Source organism: Paenibacillus sp. 2TAB19 (genome assembly GCF_052115185.1).
Classification (GTDB): domain Bacteria; phylum Bacillota; class Bacilli; order Paenibacillales; family Paenibacillaceae; genus Pristimantibacillus.
In genome coordinates, this window is the sequence record NZ_JBFRGE010000094.1 from 1 (window position 1) to 21817 (window position 21817).

A 21817-nucleotide genomic window follows, 5' to 3' on the forward strand; every position below is an offset into this window, starting at 1 on the left:
GCCGAAGCCTTTGCCGAACAGCGTGACGCCGCCGCAGTTTTTGGCCGTTTCGCTGCAGGAGATGCGGAACAAGATTTCCTTATCATAAGCAAGCGCAAGTTGCTCGATCGTTACGTTCGATACCTGAACCCCGTCGATGAACGACCCTTGCTTATTAATGCGAATCGTTTTCATGAGCCCATGCTGAATGTTCTTATGCCACCATTCCGGTGTGTACAGCCCTCTCGAATTACCGAAGTCGCCCGGATACGTCCACGTTCCAATTCCAATTCCGTTAATCGTAAAATATATATCCGACGGCAGGTGGTTGACCGTGCACGGAGTCTCCGAGCAAATTTCCATCGCGATTTCCAGCGATTCGGGCGTTTCCGTATTAACCATATAATTAGGTATGCGATATTCAACAAACCCCGAGCCGAACCAGATCACTTTCGCCTGCACATGCTCCGGATCTGCAAAATAACGCGGGTCGTCGCACATTCCAATCATGGACGTATCGGAGGCTAGTCCGCAGGTTGGCTTGATCTGATAGGAAGAGTAATGGCCAACCGGAAGCGAAACAAAATAACGGTTGCTCTGAACGGGCTGAAGCTGGGCTGGCGCTCCCGGGAAAAGCAGCATCGCATGCGAAAGCTGCAAATAACAAATCTTCTGCATCCCCCGTTTGCCCGCCGCCGTCTCGCAGCGAACGATCCCTGCTTCCTCCAGCATATGAATATGTCTCGTTACGATAGGAGACTTTATGTCTAGCGCCTCCGACAAGCTCTTAATATTCATGGGCTGCACGCCAAGCAGCTCGATCATTTTCACTCGCGTATGCGATGAGAAACATTCAAGAAACTTCATATTTCGGCTGCTAACTTCGATTTCCATAGCCGCTGATCCCCTTTTTACGTTAAGCTGCTCGAGCAGTATTCGGCTCTCATTATATAACTTTAAAGTTAACGTATCAATAGCTTCTTTCGGCTCACTTGACATTGTTTCACGCGCTATACTAAAATAAACGGCGTAAACATAACTTTCACGATAATTAGTTACTTTTAAAGTTATCTATTAGACTATTGGAGGTAAACCATGAACGCATTCCAATTTTATAATCCGACGCACATCGTTTTCGGTGAAGGCACGGCGGACCGTGTAGGCGAACTTACGGCTCGCCATGGCAAGACGGTACTGCTTGTGTATGGATCTGGCAGCATTAAGAAGACGGGCTTGCTTGACCGTACGTTAGAGAGCTTGGCCGAAGCAGGCATTACGGTACACGAACTGCCGAATATCGAGCCGAACCCGCGACTTACAACGGTGAACAAAGGTATCTCCATCTGCCGTGAGCACGGCGTTGACTTCATTCTTGCCGTAGGCGGYGGCAGCGTCATTGATGCAGCTAAAGCCATTGCGGCAGGTACGCTTTATGAAGGCGATGTTTGGGATTTCTACACACGCAAAGCCGTCGTGCAGCAAGCTCTTCCGCTAGGTACGATTCTAACATTGGCAGCAACCGGATCAGAGATGAACGGCGGTACGGTCGTGACCAATTGGGAAGAAAAGCAGAAGCAATCGTTCGTGAGCCCGCATACATATCCGAAGTTTTCCATCCTTGATCCTACGCTGACGTATACCGTGCCTCGCAATCATACCGTATATGGATCGGTTGATATTATGTCGCATGTATTCGAGCAATACTTCAGCTTAACGCCGAACACGCCTCTCCAAGAGCGCTTCTGCGAATCGATTTTGCAGACGGTTATCGAGAATGTCCAGATCGCTATTGAGAAGCCCAATGATGCAACCGCTCGCGCGAACTTAATGTGGTGCGGCACGATGGCGCTTAACGGCGGGCAGATCAGCGTCGGCATGGCGAATGACTGGGCCTCGCACGGCATTGAGCATGAAGTGAGCGCAATCTATGACATTCCGCATGGCGCTGGGCTTGCGGTTATTTTCCCTAACTGGATGAAGTATGTGTATAAGCAGCGTGTCGACCGTTTCGTACAGTATGCTCAGCGCATCTGGGGCATTACGGGCGAAGGAATGACTGACGACGAGATCGCGCTTGCGGGTATTCAGGCTACGCGCGACTTCTTTACGCAGATCGGCGCGGAGTCGAGACTTGCGGACTTTGGTATCGGCGAAGAAAATCTCGACCGCATGGCAGAGGAAGCCGTACAATACGGCAACATCGGTTCATTTAAGTCGCTTGGCAAAGACGATGTGCGCGCCATTCTGGCCATGTCGCTTTAATTAGACCTAACCTTTTCATTATTCCAAGTACGGGAGGAAACACAAATGACGCAACCTTTTACACAATCAACAACGCTTAGCAACGGTGTGACAATGCCATGGCTCGGCTTAGGCGTTTGGAAAGTTAAGGATGACGGCGAAGCAGAAAGAACAGTCGCCTCGGCGCTCGAGCTTGGATACAGAAGTATCGATACCGCAGCGGCCTACAATAATGAAGAAGGCGTTGGCGCCGCGATTCGCAACAGCGATATTGCACGCGACGAGATTTTTGTAACGACGAAGATTTGGAACGCTAATCAAGGGTATGACACGACATTAGCCGCTTTCGAGGAAAGCCGTCGCAAGCTGGGGCTTGAAGTCATCGACCTGCTTCTGATCCACTGGCCGGTTAAAGGCAAATATACAGAAACATGGCGCGCGCTTGAGAAGCTATACAAGGACGGTGCAGTTCGCGCAATCGGCGTCAGCAACTTCCAAATTCATCATTTGAAAGACATCGAAGCTTCGGGCTCCATTTTGCCAATGGTCAATCAAGTCGAATACCATCCGCTGCTTAGCCAAACCGAGCTTCGCGCCTACTGTGAGAGCAAAGGCATACAGCTTGAAGCTTGGAGCCCGCTTATGCAAGGCAATCTCGATCAAAGCGTGCTAGCCGACCTCGGCGCAAAACATGGCAAATCGGCTGCGCAAATCGTGCTTCGCTGGGATCTTCAGAACAAAGTCGTTACGATCCCGAAATCGACGAACCCGGTACGCATGCAAGAGAACGCGGCTATCTTCGACTTCGAGCTGTCGGCTGACGATATGGCCCTAATTAACGAATTGAACCGCAATCAGCGCTTCGGCCCTGATCCGGACAACTTTAACTTCTAAACAACAAAAGAAGAGCGGCCGCCAGGGAAGCGCAGCCGCTCTTCTTCTATTATTATCGCTTGTGCTTGGAAAGGATCAAAGCATTGCCGAACGGGTCCTTCAGGTCGAGGAAAAACGCGAAGCCTTCATCACGCACCGCACCTGTCTCAGCTCCGGCAGACTCAAGGCGTTGCTTCAGCTTTTCCAAATCCATTTTGGTTCGGTAGAATACCGGCGATGCTTGCCACGCGTAATCCTTATCATCCTCGCCTGCCGACATAATCAGATCAGGCCCTTTATATAAGCTTAATATATAGAAGTTCTCATCAGGACCGCCTGCATGTCGCTTGAATCCAAGGTTGTTGATATACCACTCAGCCGCCTCGTGAATACGATTGCGCTGAACGACCATCCGTATGTCTTCCAAGTATTCGAGTACTCTCTGCTCCTGCAGCTCATCATCCAGCAGCTCCGGCGTCTCTGCCGGTTCCCAGCCATTCTCCAAGAATAGCTCATTCACTTCGTCAGGCGTCAGCGGCCTGTCGTACATTCTTAAGTCGTCGATCTTGCCTTGGAAAAAGAAATACGGCTCATCGGTCGATTTTCTTCCGATGTATAACGGCTCTTCGCCATCCGGCTTCAGCCTGCCCTGCTCTTCGCTGACAAGTTGGCCGTTGCGAAATAATCTGAAATGGCTGCCGTCATACGTTATGGCAAGATGATACCAGTAGTTGCGGTGAATCGGACCTTCCGCATACGGCTCGGGATAGGACATGAAGCGGTGAAAAGTAATGCTCGCATCAAGCGTGCTAAGCTGGAATACCCGCCGTGCATGATGGCCATCCTGCGAGACGATCGCGCTATGCCAGCCTTCGAACTTTGTGGCTGATCCAAAGCTGCACCATACCGACAGCGAGAATCCTTCTTCGTTCAAAAGAGGCGCCGGCTGGGCAACGATATAATCATCCTTGCCGTCGAACGCATACGCGTTATTCGGCCTTCCGAACCGATCCTCGCACAATGTCGCCCCTATCACGCTTGCGTGCCGACCTTGTCCGCTGCTGTCCTTCGCATCGCCTTGGAACAAATACTCCGCGATCAACCCTTTGCGCAGATCCGCATTCCGCAAGCTGCGCCCGAACAACTCGTCAAGCGATACTTTAAATGCGTCTGAGAGCTGCGGCAGCAACGAGACATCGGGGCAGGATAACCCGTTCTCCCATTTGCTGACCGCTTGATACGTAACCCCCATCCGCTGCGCCAATTGCTCCTGCGTCATGCCATTTTGCTTGCGAAGCTTGCTAATCCGCTCGCTAATATTTTTTGAGTAATCCACGCCCATTCCCGCCACCTCGATCAAATGTCAATATTAGTACCTGATTTGATTGTAATGCATACTTCCATTAGTTGGTATCGAATAGTAGTAGAGTGATGCGGTGACTCCATTCAACTGTTAGTTGAACGAACAATGCCGCGGACAAGTGCGTCCACGGCATTCGTATAAGATTTAGTTAAAAGTAACGGTATATGTTGAGAAGTCGCTCTCCCCGTCGGGATAAACCGCTTTATACCTAAAATAATAAGTCGTTCCGCTCGTTACCGGCCTGAAAGAAACACTGCTAGTTAATGTTAACTGCGGATAATATTCAGTGTATACACCATCGCTCGATGTAGCCCAGTAGATTCTTACCCTTGTTGCATTTACGGGTTTTGTCCAATATAACATAACATCGCTGGAGTAATTATAATGGGAGAACCCGTATGGCGTTTGGAGATACGACGCAGCGCTCGCTTCGGAAGAGGCCGCGCTCTCTCCCGAAGCGTTAACCGCCTTTATGACAACGTAATATAGAACGCCTGTCGTCAAGCCCGTTACCGTGTAGCTTAATCCCATTACATTCGAAGCGATAAGAGCATATTCGCCTCCGGAAACGGTTGCCATATACACGTTGTAGCCCGTTGCTCTGGCTGATGCATTCCACTGCACAGTCGTTTGTTGATACCCGTTCGTCACCCGTATGTTGGTCGGCGCAGTTGGAGGCGGCATAACAGGCGTGGCTGCCCTTTCATTGGAAACCGAACTTACCCCTCCGGCATTAACGGCCCTAACAACAAAATAATAGGTTGTTCCGTTTCCGAGTCCCGCAATCGTCGCAGATGTATCCGTTATTCCGCCGGTTGCCTCAACATAGTCCGTGCCTTGTGTCGTCGACTTATAAATAATGTAGCTCGTTGCCTTAGGAACTGAAGTCCACGAGAGAGTGACTTGCATGTCTCCGGATACTGCTCCATTTAATACGGGAGCGGCTGGCGCTGCGACTTGTGGTGTCGCGGAAACTTCGGCTGAAGCTTCGCTTTCACCGCTTTCGTTGACCGCCTTAACAATAAAGTAATACGGTGTTCCATTTGTTAATCCCGTTATAGCAGCGTTAGTTGCCGTAATATTGCTTGCAGCTTCCGTGAATGCCGTTCCCGACACGGTAGATTGGTACACCGTGTAGGACGCTGCATTCACCGCAGCTTCCCAGTTCAATGTTACGACGGCATCTCCGCCGACTGCGTTCAAACCGATCGGCGTTTCAGGCGTTGGAATTGGCGTTGCTGTCGGTGTTGCTGTCGGTGTTGCTGTCGGTGTTGCTGTCGGTGTTGCTGTCGGTGTTGCTGTTGGTGTTGCTGTTGGTGTTGCTGTCGGTGTTGCTGTCGGTGTTGCTGTCGGTGTTGCTGTCGGTGTTGCTGTCGGTGTTGCTGTCGGCGACACCGTTGGAGGTGAAGTCGGCGCGTTTGTCGGTGTTGGTACGCTTGTCGGTGTAGCGGAAGAAACAGCCGACGGTACTGGGCTCGGACTTGTCGACGGCAGCGCTAATCGCTGAGCCTCATTCCAATAGAACTCTTTATTCTTCATTAACTCGTAAGCAAGCCTGGCCGCCGCTTGCCGCTCTGCCTTATGCTTTGGTTGAATCATAACATTTCCGTCCGCATCTTCGATTCCGCGGATGAGTCCGATACGGAACGCGAGAGAAAGGTATGGTTTCGCCCAATCCGATACAAGCTCCGAATCGGTGAATACGTTTTGCAAATCCATTTTCAGAGCCGTTTCACCAAGACCTAGAGCCCTAATCACAATGACAGCCAGTTCCTCCCTTGTGATAAATGCCTGGGGATCATAACGATCTGATGCGGTTCCGCTAGTTATTCCTGTACTCACAAGAGCGCCTATATAACCGCTATACCAAGCGGAAGGATCTACGTCTGCAAATACGGCCGCTTTATCCGGCATCATCGGCAAATCGAGCAGCTTGGCAATCACCGCGGCAATTTCGGCTCTTGTTATCATTTTGTCAGGCTTGAAGCTCCCATCGCCATAACCCGACAGAATGCCAGCCTCAACTAATGCCTCTATTTCTTTCTGCGAGTATGAGTTAGCAATATCCGTCAGCAGCGAAGCGTCCGCATTAACCTTGCCCTGTGTAAATCCAAAGCCGTATACGGCCAGCATCGATACAATAATAAGCAGCTTTATCGTTCGTTGCCTTATTTTTCTCCCCATGCGTTTCATCAAAGTTGCCACCTTCGTTCTATAATCTATTAATTCACTTTTTTTCATATGGATTATAGCAGGAACAACCGAGTTAATACGATTAACTAAAGTTAATTTTCAAGAGTTTTATCCAATAAAAAAAGAGTAAACACAGAATGAAATCCCGTGTTTACCCCCTGATCTTACACTTACCTTTACTAATTGGAAGGACGATTCATGAAATCAGCAATGTTCACTCTTGCACCTGTCTTAGCGCTCTCTAATGAAGCTAGAACCATGGCCATACTGTAAATATTGTCGCTGCAATCCGTCTCCGCCTTGCGGTTCTCCTCAAGGGATGCGAACATATCGTCAAGGCAGCCCTGATGGAATGTATGGTTCATCTCCGGCAAAGCAACCGTCACCCGCTCAAAGTCGCGAATGAATTTACCCGTTTGGTCGCTTGCCGCTACAACTTCCGCATACGGTTCGCCATGTCCGTCCCAAATCGCAGTGCCTCGCTCGCCGGTTACTCGCCACGAAGCTTCCCATGACGTTTGCGCGCCTTCCGCGCACCACGAGCCGCGGTAGTTGAACACCGAGCCATCCGACATTTCAAAAATACAAATTGCGTTCGCGTTGCCCTCATACCAAGAACCTGCCGGGTTGAACTCATGGCAATAAACGGACACCGGATTCGCGCCGATAATATAACGCGCTTGGTCGAACGTATGGATTGCCATATCGAGCAGCAGCGGACTTTCCATTGCATCGCGGAAGCCGCCGAAGTGTGCGCCGATAAAGAAGTCGGCACCGACGAAACCTGGCTTGCCGATCGCACCGCCGGTTACGATCTCGTGGAAAGCGCGGATGCGCGGATCGAAACGTCGGTTTTGCATAACGGCATGAGTACGTCCCATTGATTCGCTAAGAACAACGATATCGCTACATTCGGAGATCGTCTCCGCTAGCGGCTTCTCGCCAAATACATGGCAGCCGTGCTTCAGAGCCGTTGTCGCAATCGCATAATGGCTTGCGGGAATCGTTACATCGAATACCATATTCGCTTCCGTAGCCGTTAACGCTTCATGTAGATCTGTGAAGGTCGGACAAGCAAGCCCATGTCGATCCGCCATCGCTTGCGCGAATTCTTGCTTTATATCTACGAGACCGACAATCTCGGCATCCTCGCGTTCTTTTGCATAGGAAACCCAAGTATTCGCCATGCCTCCGCAGCCAGCTACGACGATTCGATGCTTAATTGCATTGGATACTGTCATTATACGTTACCTCTCTTCCTCTAATTGGGTTGCCTGTCGAATCTATACCGGATTCGGTACAAAATCACCGCCGCGGCAACGTTTCAAATAATTCAGCGCATGCACTTGTCCTGTCATTTCTAGTTCATCTTTGTATACCGGATCATGCCAGCCCTCGATATTGATTTGACCTTGGTAGTTCGCTTGGCGAAGGATCGTAATAATATCCGCCCAGTTCGTATCGCCGAAGCCCGGCGTGCGATGCCATACGAATGGTTTTGGTCCGTGGATACCGTGTTCTTTCACGACATCCCATGCGATCGTCGCATCTTTGCCATGCACATGGAACACTTTATCTACCCATTTGCGCAACTGCGGAATCGGATCGATCAAGCTGACCATTTGATGGCAAGGCTCCCACTCTAATCCGAGGTTGTCAGCCGGCACGGCATTGAACATCATCTCCCAAGCCGTCGGGTTATGGGCGATATTCCAATCTCCGCTTGCCCATGTGCCGCCCATATCGCAGTTCTCGAAAGCGATTCGAACGCCGCGGTCAGCCGCTCTGCGCGACAACTCGCCGAACACTTGCTCGAACTTCGGAATCGAGGCATCGATAGACTCGCCAGTCAGACGTCCGGTAAAGCCGGATACAATGTCTGCCCCGAATAGATGCGCGTGGTCGATCAATCTCTCCCAGCTAGCAAGCGTATCTTCGTTGCCGTTCGTTCCCGTCAGCGGATTGCCGAATACGCCAACCGTCGATATAACAAAATCATGTTCTTCAGCAAGCTCTCTGACCCGCTTCGCGGTTTCTACAAGATCCGTCTGGCCCGTTGATTGCCAGAAAGTTAAGCTAAACGATTCAAAGCCGTGACCTACGATTTGCGGAATGACTCTAACCGCATCCCCGCCGCCTACTAAGGTTCCAATGCGTAATTTATTTACCATCTTGAATACCACTCCAATATTGGCTTATAGTTGAATGAACACCCTTATTATAGCGCTGTCATTTTTCGATTACTCTATATAATCTTGTGCATTACTAGTCGGATCTTGTGTTGGAGGGTAAATGATGAGCTATCCGAAGGAACTATGGGAAAATACGCATATCGAGCATAAAACGCACCCGGTTCAGCTGTTCCGCAACCGATCCGGCGACGTGAAGCCTAATGACTGTATTCTCTATCTACACTGGCATGAACACTTCGAAATTATCGTCATGCGCCAAGGCAGCGCTTTGTTCCATATTGATAGCCGACCGTATGTGGCAAATGCCGGAGATGTGCTGATTATTCCAGGCGGAGGATTGCATGTCGGTTATGCGCTTCGTTACGAAGAGGTCATATTTGATTGCCTTGTGTTCAACGCTTCATTGTTCAACGACTGGGTGCATGACCCTGTGCATACGCAATACGTAGCCCCTTATTTGGAAGGACGATCCCAGTTTCCGGTTAAACCTGTCGAGCACGACGAACAGTTCCAGGCTTACTATCCCATGCTGCAGCAGGTAATCGATGAAATTAATGCAAAACGTCCAGCCTACCAGCTGATCGCCAAGTCGCAGCTGCATGCTTTGTTCACGCTGCTCTCGCGAATGTTCCTCCCGCAGCAAACTGCCGGAAAAGGGAACGAGCCCTATTCGGCGAACCGCGATCGGTTCAAGGGACTGATTCGTGTCATCGAGACAAACTTCGAATCCAAGCTGTCGGTCGAGCAGGCAGCGGCTAAGGTCAACTTGAATCCGTATCACTTCTGCAAGCTGTTCAAGAAACTAACAGGCCGCACCTTCATCGAGTACGTCAACGTCAGCCGCATGAATGAAGCGGAGCGCCTGCTGCGCGACACCGATCTATCCGTCACCGAGATAGCGGGCAAGGTCGGCTGCGACAACCCGAACTATTTTACAAAGCTGTACAAGCAGTACAAAGGAACAACCCCGTCGCAGACGCGGCGGAAGTAGTTTGTCGCATTCCCAAGTACTATGTCAATACAGCTTCCAGTCAACCTAAGATTAGAAGTATTTATTTCGTTACGGACACAGATGCCGCTTATCACTCTATTTTGTATTATTAGGGTTCATTGCGGACACGCTTGACTCTATTTACTTAATAACCTATCGTTTGAGCATTAATTAGGTACAGAACTTAATAGCTAAGTGCTTCTGAGTCCGCAACGCACACAAATAAACCTAAAAACACCAATTAAGGTCTTTTCAGTCCGCAAGTTCAACCTTTGCCAATCAACCAACTGACACACACTCTTGCTGATTTAAGAAGTAAGAGATATACTGTCACCATAGGTCGTGAAGAACACGCCGCTACGATATGAGCCCCCTTATGGGAGTGCTTGCATCATAGCGGCGTGTTTCATTTTATACAAGCTAGAGGAGTGTGATAAGTATGACTAGATTTCAGTTGAAATACGATCAATGGTTGCAAGCAAATATTGAAGCAGAAAGCAATCCTCGAAGGAAAGAATTGTTGTGTAAAGGGCTCGGACACGGTACGGTAGAGTTTCTGCGATATGTTTGGCTTCCAGCGGTGGGCAACTTCGATCATTTGTTTCCTGAGTGGGAAGTTCGCGACTTCGGCAGCGGCTATCGTTATCTCGATCTCGCTTATATGCCGGGAGGTGCAAAGGGAGGGATTGAAATCCAAGGCTACGGCTCGCATGCCAGAGACCTTGATGTCAGGCGGTTCAAAGATTTATGCAGAAGGCACAGCTTGTTATCGCTCGATGGTTGGACATTTCTTTCAATCGCTTATCCATCGATAATGGATGAACCGCAGCAATGCCAACAACTTGTGCTAGCTTTTATCGGGAAGTTTATTTCCACTAATGTCGCTTCGGAACTTAACTGGTTAGAAGCTGAAACACTTCGATTCGCGAGACGTTTGCTGCGACCATTCACACCCGCCGAACTTACCGCCCACCTCCGTGTCACGGTTCGTCATGCAAGACGTATATTGAACTCCTTGGTGGAGCTGCAGCTCATTATTATCGCCAACGGCCAGCGACGCTCAAAAACTTTTATGATAAAAATGTAACTATCCACTTCCGTTACGGACTCAGATGCACGTATTAGGCCATATTGGAGGGAAAGCATGAAGTTGCGGACTGAGATAACTCTAACTAATCAAAAGCAAACAAAACGGAGGCTCAACTCCTCCGTTAGGGACAGCTGTGTCCGTAACTCGTACAATTTGCCTACTTTCCACCATTTAGAGTCCACTCGGTCCTCAACAGTCAGTAACGTAAAGAAAATGTGTTAAAACCAAGCCTAGTTACCTCCAACACACCTACACCTACACCTACACTCCCACTTCCGTTACGGACTCAGATGCACGTATTACGCCATATTGGAGGGAAAACGTGAAGTTGCGGACCGAGTTGACTCTAACTAATCAAAAATAAACAAAACGGAGGCTCAAACCCTCCGTTAGGGGCAGCTGTGTCCGTAACTCGTACAATTTGCCTACTTTCCACCATTTAGAGTCCACTCGGTCCGTAACAATCGGCAATGACACCATGAGCACGACTTCTATACGAAAGAATCACTCCATAAAGGCAATTTGCATACAATACACCAGCTTTATGCATAGACGATTGTCTTGCTCATGAAGAACAATGGAATGCGCCTACTAATAAGGAGTGAATCAACATGTCAATATTTCCTCCATTCGGACCACCGGGTTCGCAAGGCGGCGGACTGCCGCCATTCGGACCGCCGGGTTCGCAAGGCGGCGGACTGCCGCCATTCGGACCACCGGGTTCGCAAGGCGGCGGACTGCCGCCGTTCGGACCGCCGGGGCCGCCGCCTCCGCCATTCGGTCCTCCATCGCCTCCGCCAGGTCCTCCAGGTCCTCCGGGTCCTCCAGGTCCGTCGGGATCGCAGGCACCTACTGCGCCGCCGCCCCAATTCGTTCCACCTCGGCCGCAGGCTACTGCATTCGCCGTTGATCCGGGAGCCATTCGCAGATGCTTGTTCCGCAATACGTATATATGGCTCAGAAACGGCAATCAGTTCTGGTATTTCCCGGTCTTCGTAGGCCGCAATTCGGTTGCCGGCTTTAGATGGAACGGATTTTTCTGGATGTATGCAGGTTACGACCTGAATCTCGTAGAGTCGTTCACATGCTTCTAAGTTCATAAAAAAGGGCAATGCAGGCTGACGGCTGACGTCCTCTGCATTGCCCTTATTCATTCAATCGCGAAGCGCCAAATGCGTCGGCAGCCCATCGATGCTCCGCATGTTTTTCTCCTGCCAGTAATCTTCCAACCCTTCAGGTCCCTTCTGCTCGGCCCAGCGCTTCAGCGTATCTCGATCACTCGTATAGTCCATGAACGGTACGGCAAAGCCGCAAGACGTCTGAACCTTATGGATATCGATCGTCACGATCTGCCTCGCGCCCGGAAGCGGATTAAACAACGGATATAGCTGCTCCCACTGCTCCGTTCCCGGCAATATAACCGTGCCTTTTCCGTATAAGCGCAAAATCAGCGGTGCCCCCTCGAACGCACAGAACATAATGGTAACTCTTCCGTTCTCCATAATATGAGCGCTCGTTTCATTGCCGCTTCCCGTCATGTCCAAATAGGCAACCCGATTGGGCGATAACACGCGTAAAGCATCATGTCCTTTAGGAGAAAGATTAACATTCCCCTCCTCCGATAAAGGGGCTGAGCCTACGAAAAAAATATGCTGCTTGGCGATAAACCCTTCATGCTGCGGCAGCATGGAATCGAATTGTTTTCCCATACCGATATCTGCTCCTTCCATCACGTCGTCCAATCCTTGGAAGATCAAGGTTATCTAAATGCTACTACAAAATCCGGCGACGTGAAATACTTATTTCAGGAACAAATCCACAACATACAAGGTTACTCCAAGAACGATCAGCAGCCACCCGAACACGTTCGAGACCTTCCCCTCCTTGTGCATGTTGTTTTTCTTAAAACCTTTAACGTCGACCTGCAAAATAAGAACGCCGCAGGCCAGAGTTAAAAATATCGCGTAAATGAGATAACTCGTCGTATATCCGCTGCCTATCATCGTCTCCATACGCCTCCAAGCCCGCTTCGCAGCCCTTTATTTTGCCTTCATGCCGATCCGGCGGATTTTCGTAACGACATGGACCTCGAAGGTTGCGTCCGGATACATCCGTTCCCATTTCTCCTTCGTCCCGATTTGCCGCATCCAATAACCCGGCTCTTTGGCTCTCACGTATTCCCCAAAACCGAATATATCGGATTTCTTCTCCTGTGTTTTTCGAATGATGTTTTCATAAAATTTGACCGATGCCTCTCCCTGTTTCTGTTCAATCTGCGTTAATATGCCGGGATTGTCCAGCGATAAGCTTTCGCCCCCGATTACTTCTTCCACATTCACCTCGAGCATGACGTCGATTACAAAATGAGGCGTGCCGCTATTGATACTGACCTTGATCTTCGAGCTGCGATGAGCGACGTTCGTAATGACGGTACCGGTCGGACTGTCCAACTTAATGACTGCGCGATATCCGGCCGGATTCACGCCGCGAAGTCCCAGGTAGCCGGCAATTTCGAGAGGTTTAGTGGTGCCTACCATTTTCTGTCCTTTGAAATAAGCTAACCCTTTTATCTCGACGTTGTCGCTTTTTTTGAGCTCGACATACGGCAGGAACCCCTCTTGTCCCTTCTTGGACATGTTACTCCAAAATATTCCGATATAATCCTTAGGAAACTTCCCCATTCTTATGCCTTCATCCAAGGTGGACATCAAATATAACGTCGGGATTCGTTCTAGTTTCGGCGAGGCTTTCATTAGCTCAATCGCTTTTCCCTTGGACACCATTAACCAAGCCATTCTTCGAACCTCTGAGTTCCGGCGAAAAAAATCGTTGATGTTGGCGAGTCCCCGTTTAGCGACTTCCTCGGAGATAACGATGACTCGAAGATGCCCAAAAAAAAGCTTGCTCGAAACCTGCTGCTGCAAATTCATAAACGCATCGTCGATAGAGTGTCCGAAGACGTCAACCACCCACAGCGTTTGCTCCGGATTTCCGCTTGCTCCGCCTCCTTCGCCTGGTCCCAGCGGAATTCTGCCCGGCAGTGCAATCTGGATCGCAACGTGGACCATATCTTTGCCGGGAGCCGGCAGCGAGCCTTGCACGTGAGTCACCTCACTCTCAACCTCTTCCTCTTCTTCGCTCGCCGTATCGATCGATACACCGAGCACGACCGCACGTTCGTCGATCTCGACGCGATCCCAGCAGCCGCTTAACAGAATGGAGGAAAGTAGAAGCATACTAACGATATGAATGTGTTTCCATATCCTATTGGTCCGCAACAGGCTTCCCTCTCTTCTTGCGCATGAGCGATATCATGATGAGCAAGGCTGGATATCCAATCGTAATACATAAGCCAACTCGGCCCACCAGTTCAACGATGTTATACATTTGGACGATATTCTGCGGCATCATGGCCATTGCGAAGACGAAAGGAAGCATGAAGAAGGAAAGCATCTTATGATCGCCTAATCGGAATAGCTGCCGCATCGCATAAAGTGTCAAAAAGTAGCTCGTCAGCAAAGTCGTAAACACGGCCGTCACCCAGACGGCCAGAAAAGCGGCGTCAAGCCGTTCCAATACGTTAGCCGGCAGCGAAGTCGCTTTCGCAAGCTCCAGCGTCGGCCAGAGCAAATTTTTAATCTCTTCCGCACCAAAGACGCCGACGGCTGCCGCAACGATAACAACGTACAGGCCGCCCCCGATCATCATCCCCCACAGCCCAGACTTGATCGCTTTGCGCGGTGCAAGCATGTAAGGAATAACCAACGTCATGATGAAATTTCCCTGAAATAAAGCAGCGATCGTCAGCACGCCTTGCATGACGCCTTGAGGCTTCTGAATCATAATCGGGTAAAGATTGATTACCTCCGCGTTCTTCAGAGAGAGCGCTACGATTAACAGCCCCGGAACAAGCAATAGAGGAAAATAAAAATAATGCATATATGCGAAAGTCGTAATCCCGTTTCTCGTCGCAATGGCAGAAAGCAGAAGCATGACGATTACCGTTATCTCCACGGGCGTCGATTTCAAGACTGAGGTTACGACCACCTCGCCGAATTCACGTGCCGCCAGAGACGTCAACACAGCGAAAAATCCGATTATAGAAATACTTCCAATCGAGGCCAGCCATCTGCCGATTAAATCCTCGCTATATTGTATGATCGACTTCCGGGGAAACCGGATGCCAAGCCAAATAACTAACGAAAGTCCTATCGATCCGAGCAACAAGCCGATTAGCGTAACTAAAGGCGCCGCAKAATCAGCCGCGCGGACGGCAAACAGAGGCAACGGCAATACGCCTACGCCTATGACCGTACTGCCCATAATAGCACCTGCCTGCATCGCTGTTATTTGGCGGGATTGATTCATTGCTCCGACTCTCCTTCGTTATCGTTTATGGCTGGTTGCAGCAGCTCCGGCTCGCGCCCTGATGGCGAGGGCTGCTGTGGCTGTTCGGCGAATCTTGTTTTATTAGCCGTTTGAAGAAAGAACGGCCTTTCTTTTAACCACGACAGCGGCCCCCGGATAATTAAATCCTTCATGCCCGAATAGCTTCCTGGCACGAGCGGGCTTAAGTAAGGAACGCCGAACGATCTTAGCGACAGTAGATGGTTGGCAATCAGGATCAATCCGATCATAATGCCGTATAGCCCGAATATTCCGGCCATAATGATTAAAGGAAAACGCAGCAGGCGCAAAGCGAGTGCCGCATTGTATGCCGGCGTGGCGAATGAGCCAATTGTCGTTAACGCGATGGTAACGACCGTAATCGGACTGGAAAAACCAGCCGCTACTGCCGCTTGTCCGATAACGAGCACGCCTACAATGGAAAGCGCCCCGCCGACCTGCTGCGGCAGCCTAATTGTAGCTTCTCGCAGTACCTCCATCGAGGTTTCGATGATCAACACCTCTATTACAGCCGGAAACGGAACGCCCGCGCGCCCCCCCGCTACCGCTACCGCAAATTCCGTCGGGATAAGCTCCGGATTGAAGGAAATGATCGCCACGTACAAGGACGGGAATATGAGCGAAAACATTAGCGCGACCAACCTCGCCAGCCGAATGGCGCTCATCAGCAAATATCGTTCCGTATAATCCTCAACCGTCTGATAGAACTGATTGAATACCGTTGGAACGACAAGCGCAAGCGGCGAGCCGTCCACGAGAATGGCAACTCTGCCTTCCAACAGATTGGCGACGATCTTATCCGGCCGCTCTGTATATTGAACCTGGGGAAACGGGGACATATGATTGTCTTCTATGAACTGTTCCAGATAACCCGAATCGAGCACGCCGTCAATATCGATTTTCGACAGCCGGCTGTTCACTTCCTTAACCAGATCGGAATTCGTGATCCCGTCCATATAACATACGGCGACCTTGGATTTGGTCCTCTGCCCGATCTCCGTCGATTCGATGCGTAAATCCGGTGATTGAAGCCTGTAGCGAATCAGCGATATATTCGTGCCGAGCAGCTCGACAAAGCCTTCGCGCGGACCGCGAATAACTTGCTCTGTTGCGGGCTGGTCAATGCTTCGCGACTCGATCTGGCGCGTTCCGATCACGAACGCCTGATCGACGCCTTCGATAGCGACAACCGTTCCGCCGCGCAGGATTGCATCCACAAGCAAAGCGACTTTGTTTTCCAGCAGCGCCTCGCTCTGGTATAACGTATCATTGATTAGAATGTCTTGCAGCTCATCGACCGCGATCGTTCTGTCCGTCAGATGGATCGGCTTATACATGAGCGGTTTCATGATATCTACGTTAATGTTCGTATGGTTGACGAGGTTCGTATAATAAAACAACGCTGCTTCATGCTGGCCGAAGATACGAAAACGCCGTGTAGTCAGATCCGTATTCGTCCCGATCAGCTTCGAAATGAAAGCAATCGTATCCTCAAGGCTCCCATTGATCAAATCATCCTTATGGCTTGCAAGAAATTGACTGGGTGGCGTATCCGTCGAATTATAAACATGCTTCTTTTTTTTCGTTCCATGAAAAATAGGCAATTGCTCATCTCCTTCTCCGCCGGGGCTCTATTGCAGTTCGGACATTATTAGTAGCATTTGCGCGGCCATGCAAAATTATCCATGACAAAAAGCCGTCAGCAGGATCATGTCCTGCAGACGGCTTAAATTAATCGCGATTGCTTCAATTATTAATATTCAGTTCTCAGCGGCGATGACGCCTTTCTTCAATATCAAATTCGCATACAATGCGCTCTCGCCGGTGGCAATAATGGCATACGCCTTCTTCGCCCGTTCGTAGAATGCGAATCGCTCCACTTCCTCGAATGGAGAGTCCAGCCCCGTATGCTTCGCAATGATTGAACCATAATTGGCCCAAATCGGCGTTTCAACCGTGTCGCCGGGAACGACCTGCATAAGAGCCGCCGGCTTATCGACGTATTGGTCCAGCGGGAACAGCTGAAGGATCGCATCCAGCAGCTCGGGCACATGATGCCCGTCTGCGCGTATGAGCCGCTGAGCATGGCTTGCTGCCGGAAAATTACCGTCCGCAAGCACGATCTCATCGCTATGCCCCATCTCCATAAGCACTTTAAGCAGCTCAGGAGAAATGAGTTTGGATATTCCGATTAACATCGTTGCAAGCTCCTCTCCTTATAAGTGCAACTGCATGAACCGCTCATATGCCGTTTCCAAGCCTTGGATATCGGTTGATTCCTCCGAGGGTAAATAGACTCCCCCAGGGAAAGATCTGGAGACAACTATTCGCGCCTCCATCAAGTCGGCACAATGTCCTAGCGACACAAGCTGCATGAGCATATTGCCAATCGCGCTCGCTTCAACCGGGCCGGTCCATACCGGCCTGCCGATCGCATCGGCCGTGAATTGACAAAGCAGCTCATTTTGAATGCCGCCGCCTACCATATGCAGCCCGCCGAACGTATGACCCGTCAAGGACTCCAATTGTCCAAGCACTTGCCGATAACGCAATGCGAGACTTTCAATGACGCAACGCATGATTTGACCTTTCGTCTGCGGAACAGGCTGACCGGAATGTTCGCAATAGCTTTGAATTCTAGCAATCATGCCTCCAGGCGCATAGAACAAATGGTTATCGGGCTGTATCAGGCTGCGGAAAGGCAACTCTTCCTTGGCCAGCTCAACAAGCTCGCCGAAGTCAAGCGTAGAACCCTGCTCCTCCCATTCGCGCTTGCACTCCTGCACAATCCAGAGACCCATAATATTTTTGATCAGCTGATACGTATCGCAAGCGCCGCCTTCATTCGAGAAGTCAAGCGCCATCGCTTCCGGCGTGACGACGGGATGCTGCAGCTCGCTGCCAAGCAGCGACCATGTGCCGCTTACAATATAAGCGAACGGTTCAACCCTGGTAGCCGGAATGGCCGCAACGGCAGACTCTGTATCATGCGTTCCGACGGCAACCGCCTCGATTGGCGGAACATCGAGCTCGGAGCATACCGCTGAAGTTAGCGGAGCAATACGCGTTCCAGGCTTAACCAAAGCTTGGAACAGCCTGCTTGGAATTCCTAATTGCTCCATGAGTTCGACGTTCCAAGCTTGCGTCTGAGGCAGCAACAGCTGCGTCGTCGTCGCCATCGTGAACTCGTTTACCTTCGCTCCCGTAAGGAAGTAGGTCAGCAAATCCGGAGTAAGGAGCAGGGTGTGCGCCGCCTCAAGCTTAGGCGAACCTGCTTTTTTCATCGCATAAATCTGATTAATCGTATTGAACGGCATGAATTGCAGTCCGCCCTGCTCATAAAGGTTTTCCTTGCCGATAAGCGCTGCGAGCTCTTCTACGATACCTTCGGTCTGCGGATCACGGTAATGATACGGATTGCCGAGAAGCTCGCCGTTCGAATCCAGCAGCCCGAAGTCGACGCCCCATGTGTCGATGCCGAACGTTTGCGGCTCGAAGCCGTCCTGGAAAGCCCGGCGAATCGCCGACTTCAACTCTTGCAGCAGTCGTAATATATCCCAATGCAGATGGTCGCCTACCGCAATCGCATCATTCGGAAAACGATGAATTTCGGTAACCTTAAGCTTCGGCCCGCCATCGCCATCTCCCGAGATAAGCTCGCCAATCAACGCTCTGCCGCTGCTCGCGCCAAGGTCGAATGCGAGCACGGATGCCAGCTTATTCATCCTTTCGACCTCCTGACCGTCATTTCATCTTTTGCAGCAATTGGATGCGGTAAGCTTCGCTCTCCAGCGAAGCGATTTCTTCGAACTCTTCTTTCGTGAGCACTTTCGGCTCGCGGATCGCTTTGGCGATTAAGAAAATTTTCGCGCTCTCCTCCACGACCTCTGTCCGATAATACGCCTCGCGCAGGTTGCGCCCCGACGTCACGAGACCGTGATTGCCAAGCAAGACCGAGCTTGCTTGACCCGCGACCTCAACGTAGGCGTCGGCCAGCTTGTCGGTCGTGGGCAACACATAAGGGACGTACAACGTTTTGCCCACTAATGCAGCCTGGTCTGGGAACATAATCGGCAGCTCCTGCTCGACAAGCGTGAAGGCGATACAATATGGAGGATGCGTATGCACGATTGCGCCCATATTCGGATTGGCCCGATACGCATACAGATGCATGAGCACCTCCGAGGATGGACGCAGACCGATATCCGTTATTTCGCCCGACTCGATATCGACCTCGACCCATTGCTCAGGCTCGACCTCATCCAAAGCGAAGCCGCTTGGGGACAAATACATTTTACCTTCATGCCTTGCGCTAATATTGCCGCCTGGTCCGACAACGAGCTTATTCGTGACCGTCTTGCGGGCATACTTGCATAATTCTTCGCGAATGGCTAAGCTGCTCATTTGATACCCTCCATCAGTAGATCGTTTGTATTATTTATAAAGCGGTCCGAAGTTGTTGCAAGCGCGGTAGTCGGCGCCTTCCGAATCGGCCGTGCCGAACAGACCCCAGGCGCGCGGACGGAATTGTCGATCCTCCGGCACGTTATGCATATTCACTGGAATACGCAGCATCGACGCCAGCGTAATGAGATCGCCGCCGATATGTCCGTAGCTGATCGAGCCGTGATTAGCTCCCCAATTGTTCATGACTTCATATACCGACTTAAACGCACCTTCGCCTGTTACGATAGGGGCGAACCAAGTCGTCGGCCAAGTCGAGTCCGTCCGTACATCAAGCGTATCGTGAACAAGGTCAGGCAGCTCGACCGAATAACCTTCTGAGATTTGGAGCACAGGTCCGATCCCTTTCACGAGATTGATGCGGGACATCGTCATAGGCATGCCGCCCTTTGTCAGGAAGTCGGAGGAATAGCCGCCGCCGCGGAAATATTCGACCGATGCCGGACGCCATGAAGTCGCATCCAGACACGCCTGCGCTTCCTCGGAGCTAATCTCCCAGAATGGCTTCAGCGCCGGCTTGCCGTCCTTCGATTGTTGACCCGTTCCGTCAAGCGCCGCAGGTCCGGAGTTGATTAGATGCAGCAGGCCGCCTGCCGCTTCTCCTGTCAGCTTGTAGCCAGTAACGCGTTCAACCGATTCCGGACTCCAGTAGGTGCGCACGTCCGCGAAGATTTGCGCCGTATTCGTAAGCAGATAACCGAACAGCATAACGGCGCCGTTCAGGCTGTCGTTCTCCGTCGCCACCATATACGGAGCGCGAATGCCATTCCAGTCGAACGAAGAATTCAGCATAGCCTCCATGAAGTCGCCGTTTGGAAAATGGTCCGTCCATTGCCGCTGCCCTTGGAAGCCGGAGACGATCGCATTATGTCCCATAGCCTCTTCCCCGAAGCCAAGCTCTGCTAGGCGAGGATTGCCAACCATGAGGTCGCGCGCGATTTGCGTCATTTTTACAACCGTTTCCCAGTCTCTATCCTTACGCTCGCGGGATGTCTGCAAATGGTCGGGATTGTTGTCCTTACCCTCGATACAATTCTCTTTCACCCACGTAAGCGCTTTCTCAAATTCCACGCCGTCATATATATTTTCTTCCATACGTCTTACGAACTCGCTCATATCGATATATTCGGTGCGCATGCCGAGGTATTCTTGGAAGAAAGCATCGTTTACGATCGAGCCGGCAATACCCATTGATACCGAGCCCATCGACAAATACGATTTGCCGCGCATAATAGCAACTGCCAGACCCGCTTTTGCGAAGCCGATCAGCTTATCCTTCACGTCATAAGGAATCGATGTATCGCCCGCATCTTGCACATGCTCGCCATAAATGCCGAATGCCGGAAGACCTTTTTGCGCATAACCGGACAATACAGCAGCGAGATACACGGCGCCCGGACGCTCCGTTCCGTTGAAGCCCCATACTGCTTTCGGGATGGACGGATCCATATCCATCGTTTCCGTTCCATAACACCAGCAAGGCGTTACGGTTATCGATACCCCTACGCCTGCTTTGAGGAACTTATCCGCGCAAGCAGCCGCCTCTGCAACTCCGCCGATGCATGTATCCGCTATCACGCATTCCACTGGCTCGCCGTTCGGATAACGCAGATTAGCCGACAAAAGCTCGGCCGTTGCGATCGCCATGTTCATCGTCTGCTGCTCCAGCGATTCCCTTACCCCTTTGCGTCTGCCGTCAATAGTCGGGCGAATTCCGATCTTCGGAAAACCGCTTTGAAACCGATTATTTGCTTCTGTCATGTCAGAACAACCTCCATAGGATCAAAATAATGTTACCGATAACCTTAAAATAACAAGCAAAACGGTTGCTGTCAACGACTAGTTTTCGTTATGATAGAACGTAAGAGAAATCAAAGAACATGCGGAAGCTAACGTTAAGGGGTTAATGAGATGGTTACGATMTATGATATAGCGGCCAAAGCGAATGTATCGGCAATGACCGTTTCTAGAGTTATCAATAACACGGGGAAAATCAGTGAGAAGACACGGGCAAAGGTAAAGCG

General features: G+C 50.7%; 20 protein-coding genes. 6 read left to right on the forward strand and 14 right to left on the reverse strand.

Features of this window, described 5'->3' with window-relative positions; translation table 11 throughout:
• Positions 1-873: ArsR/SmtB family transcription factor (locus AB4Z33_RS26945; protein WP_442052854.1), on the reverse strand; the 873-nt coding region annotated here is incomplete at its 3' end.
• A 201-nt stretch (positions 874-1074) separates the two neighbouring features.
• On the opposite strand from AB4Z33_RS26945, the gene AB4Z33_RS26950 reads away from it, so the two are divergent.
• Together AB4Z33_RS26950 and AB4Z33_RS26955 are read left to right on the forward strand one after the other, a co-directional pair.
• Complete coding sequence (locus AB4Z33_RS26950; protein ID WP_442052855.1) at positions 1075-2241, forward strand: iron-containing alcohol dehydrogenase; 1167 nt, start codon at positions 1075-1077, stop codon at positions 2239-2241.
• Positions 2242-2286: 45 nt separating this feature from the next.
• Positions 2287-3114 carry an aldo/keto reductase gene (locus tag AB4Z33_RS26955; RefSeq protein WP_442052856.1) on the forward strand — a complete coding sequence of 276 codons (828 nt, stop codon included), beginning with the start codon at positions 2287-2289 and terminating at the stop codon, positions 3112-3114.
• Between the two features lie 52 nt (positions 3115-3166).
• Here AB4Z33_RS26955 and AB4Z33_RS26960 read toward each other — a convergent pair whose 3' ends face one another.
• From AB4Z33_RS26960 to AB4Z33_RS26975, 4 genes are all read right to left on the reverse strand, one after another.
• Positions 3167-4429, reverse strand: a complete 1263-nt coding sequence (locus tag AB4Z33_RS26960; protein ID WP_442052857.1) for a LamG-like jellyroll fold domain-containing protein — start codon at positions 4427-4429, stop codon at positions 3167-3169.
• A gap of 171 nt (positions 4430-4600) precedes the next feature.
• Complete coding sequence (locus AB4Z33_RS26965; RefSeq protein ID WP_442052858.1) at positions 4601-6649, reverse strand: S-layer homology domain-containing protein; 2049 nt, start codon at positions 6647-6649, stop codon at positions 4601-4603.
• A 179-nt stretch (positions 6650-6828) separates the two neighbouring features.
• Positions 6829-7890 carry a Gfo/Idh/MocA family protein gene (locus tag AB4Z33_RS26970; protein WP_442052859.1) on the reverse strand — a complete coding sequence of 354 codons (1062 nt, stop codon included), beginning with the start codon at positions 7888-7890 and terminating at the stop codon, positions 6829-6831.
• Between the two features lie 42 nt (positions 7891-7932).
• Complete coding sequence (locus AB4Z33_RS26975; RefSeq protein WP_442052860.1) at positions 7933-8820, reverse strand: sugar phosphate isomerase/epimerase family protein; 888 nt, start codon at positions 8818-8820, stop codon at positions 7933-7935.
• A 124-nt stretch (positions 8821-8944) separates the two neighbouring features.
• Here AB4Z33_RS26975 and AB4Z33_RS26980 point away from each other — a divergent pair, with 124 nt between their 5' ends.
• From AB4Z33_RS26980 to AB4Z33_RS26990, 3 genes are all read left to right on the forward strand, one after another.
• The gene (locus AB4Z33_RS26980) at positions 8945-9832 is read left to right on the forward strand and encodes an AraC family transcriptional regulator (RefSeq protein WP_442052861.1); all 888 of its coding nucleotides are present in this window, start codon (positions 8945-8947) and stop codon (positions 9830-9832) included.
• A 439-nt stretch (positions 9833-10271) separates the two neighbouring features.
• Positions 10272-10919 carry a transcriptional regulator gene (locus AB4Z33_RS26985; RefSeq protein WP_442052862.1) on the forward strand — a complete coding sequence of 216 codons (648 nt, stop codon included), beginning with the start codon at positions 10272-10274 and terminating at the stop codon, positions 10917-10919.
• Between the two features lie 614 nt (positions 10920-11533).
• Entirely contained in the window at positions 11534-12016 is a 483-nt protein-coding gene (locus AB4Z33_RS26990; RefSeq protein WP_442052863.1) for a transporter, read from the forward strand.
• A 60-nt stretch (positions 12017-12076) separates the two neighbouring features.
• On the opposite strand, the gene AB4Z33_RS26995 is transcribed toward AB4Z33_RS26990, so the two are convergent.
• From AB4Z33_RS26995 to AB4Z33_RS27035, 9 genes are all read right to left on the reverse strand, one after another.
• Positions 12077-12631, reverse strand: coding sequence for a pyridoxamine 5'-phosphate oxidase family protein (locus tag AB4Z33_RS26995; protein ID WP_442052864.1), 555 nt, complete (start codon positions 12629-12631; stop codon positions 12077-12079).
• Between the two features lie 90 nt (positions 12632-12721).
• Complete coding sequence (locus tag AB4Z33_RS27000) at positions 12722-12934, reverse strand: CLC_0170 family protein (RefSeq protein ID WP_442052865.1); 213 nt, start codon at positions 12932-12934, stop codon at positions 12722-12724.
• Positions 12935-12961: 27 nt separating this feature from the next.
• Positions 12962-14158, reverse strand: a complete 1197-nt coding sequence (locus tag AB4Z33_RS27005; protein WP_442052866.1) for a Ger(x)C family spore germination protein — start codon at positions 14156-14158, stop codon at positions 12962-12964.
• Between the two features lie 28 nt (positions 14159-14186).
• Complete coding sequence (locus tag AB4Z33_RS27010; protein WP_442052867.1) at positions 14187-15290, reverse strand: GerAB/ArcD/ProY family transporter; 1104 nt, start codon at positions 15288-15290, stop codon at positions 14187-14189.
• Positions 15287-16840: a spore germination protein gene (locus tag AB4Z33_RS27015; protein WP_442052872.1), complete on the reverse strand. Its 1554-nt coding sequence runs from the start codon at positions 16838-16840 to the stop codon at positions 15287-15289. The genes AB4Z33_RS27010 and AB4Z33_RS27015 overlap by 4 nt, the downstream gene beginning before the upstream one ends.
• 249 nt (positions 16841-17089) lie before the next feature.
• Positions 17090-17527, reverse strand: a complete 438-nt coding sequence (gene fucU, locus AB4Z33_RS27020; RefSeq protein ID WP_442052868.1) for an L-fucose mutarotase — start codon at positions 17525-17527, stop codon at positions 17090-17092.
• Between the two features lie 18 nt (positions 17528-17545).
• Entirely contained in the window at positions 17546-19054 is a 1509-nt protein-coding gene (locus tag AB4Z33_RS27025; protein WP_442052869.1) for a rhamnulokinase, read from the reverse strand.
• A 19-nt stretch (positions 19055-19073) separates the two neighbouring features.
• Positions 19074-19733 (reverse strand): class II aldolase/adducin family protein, encoded by a 660-nt coding sequence (locus AB4Z33_RS27030; protein WP_442052870.1) that lies wholly within the window; start codon positions 19731-19733, stop codon positions 19074-19076.
• A gap of 30 nt (positions 19734-19763) precedes the next feature.
• Complete coding sequence (locus AB4Z33_RS27035) at positions 19764-21554, reverse strand: L-fucose isomerase (RefSeq protein ID WP_442052871.1); 1791 nt, start codon at positions 21552-21554, stop codon at positions 19764-19766.
• A 150-nt stretch (positions 21555-21704) separates the two neighbouring features.
• On the opposite strand from AB4Z33_RS27035, the gene AB4Z33_RS27040 reads away from it, so the two are divergent.
• The coding region (locus AB4Z33_RS27040) for a LacI family DNA-binding transcriptional regulator (protein ID WP_442052873.1) at positions 21705-21817 on the forward strand (113 nt) is incomplete at its 3' end.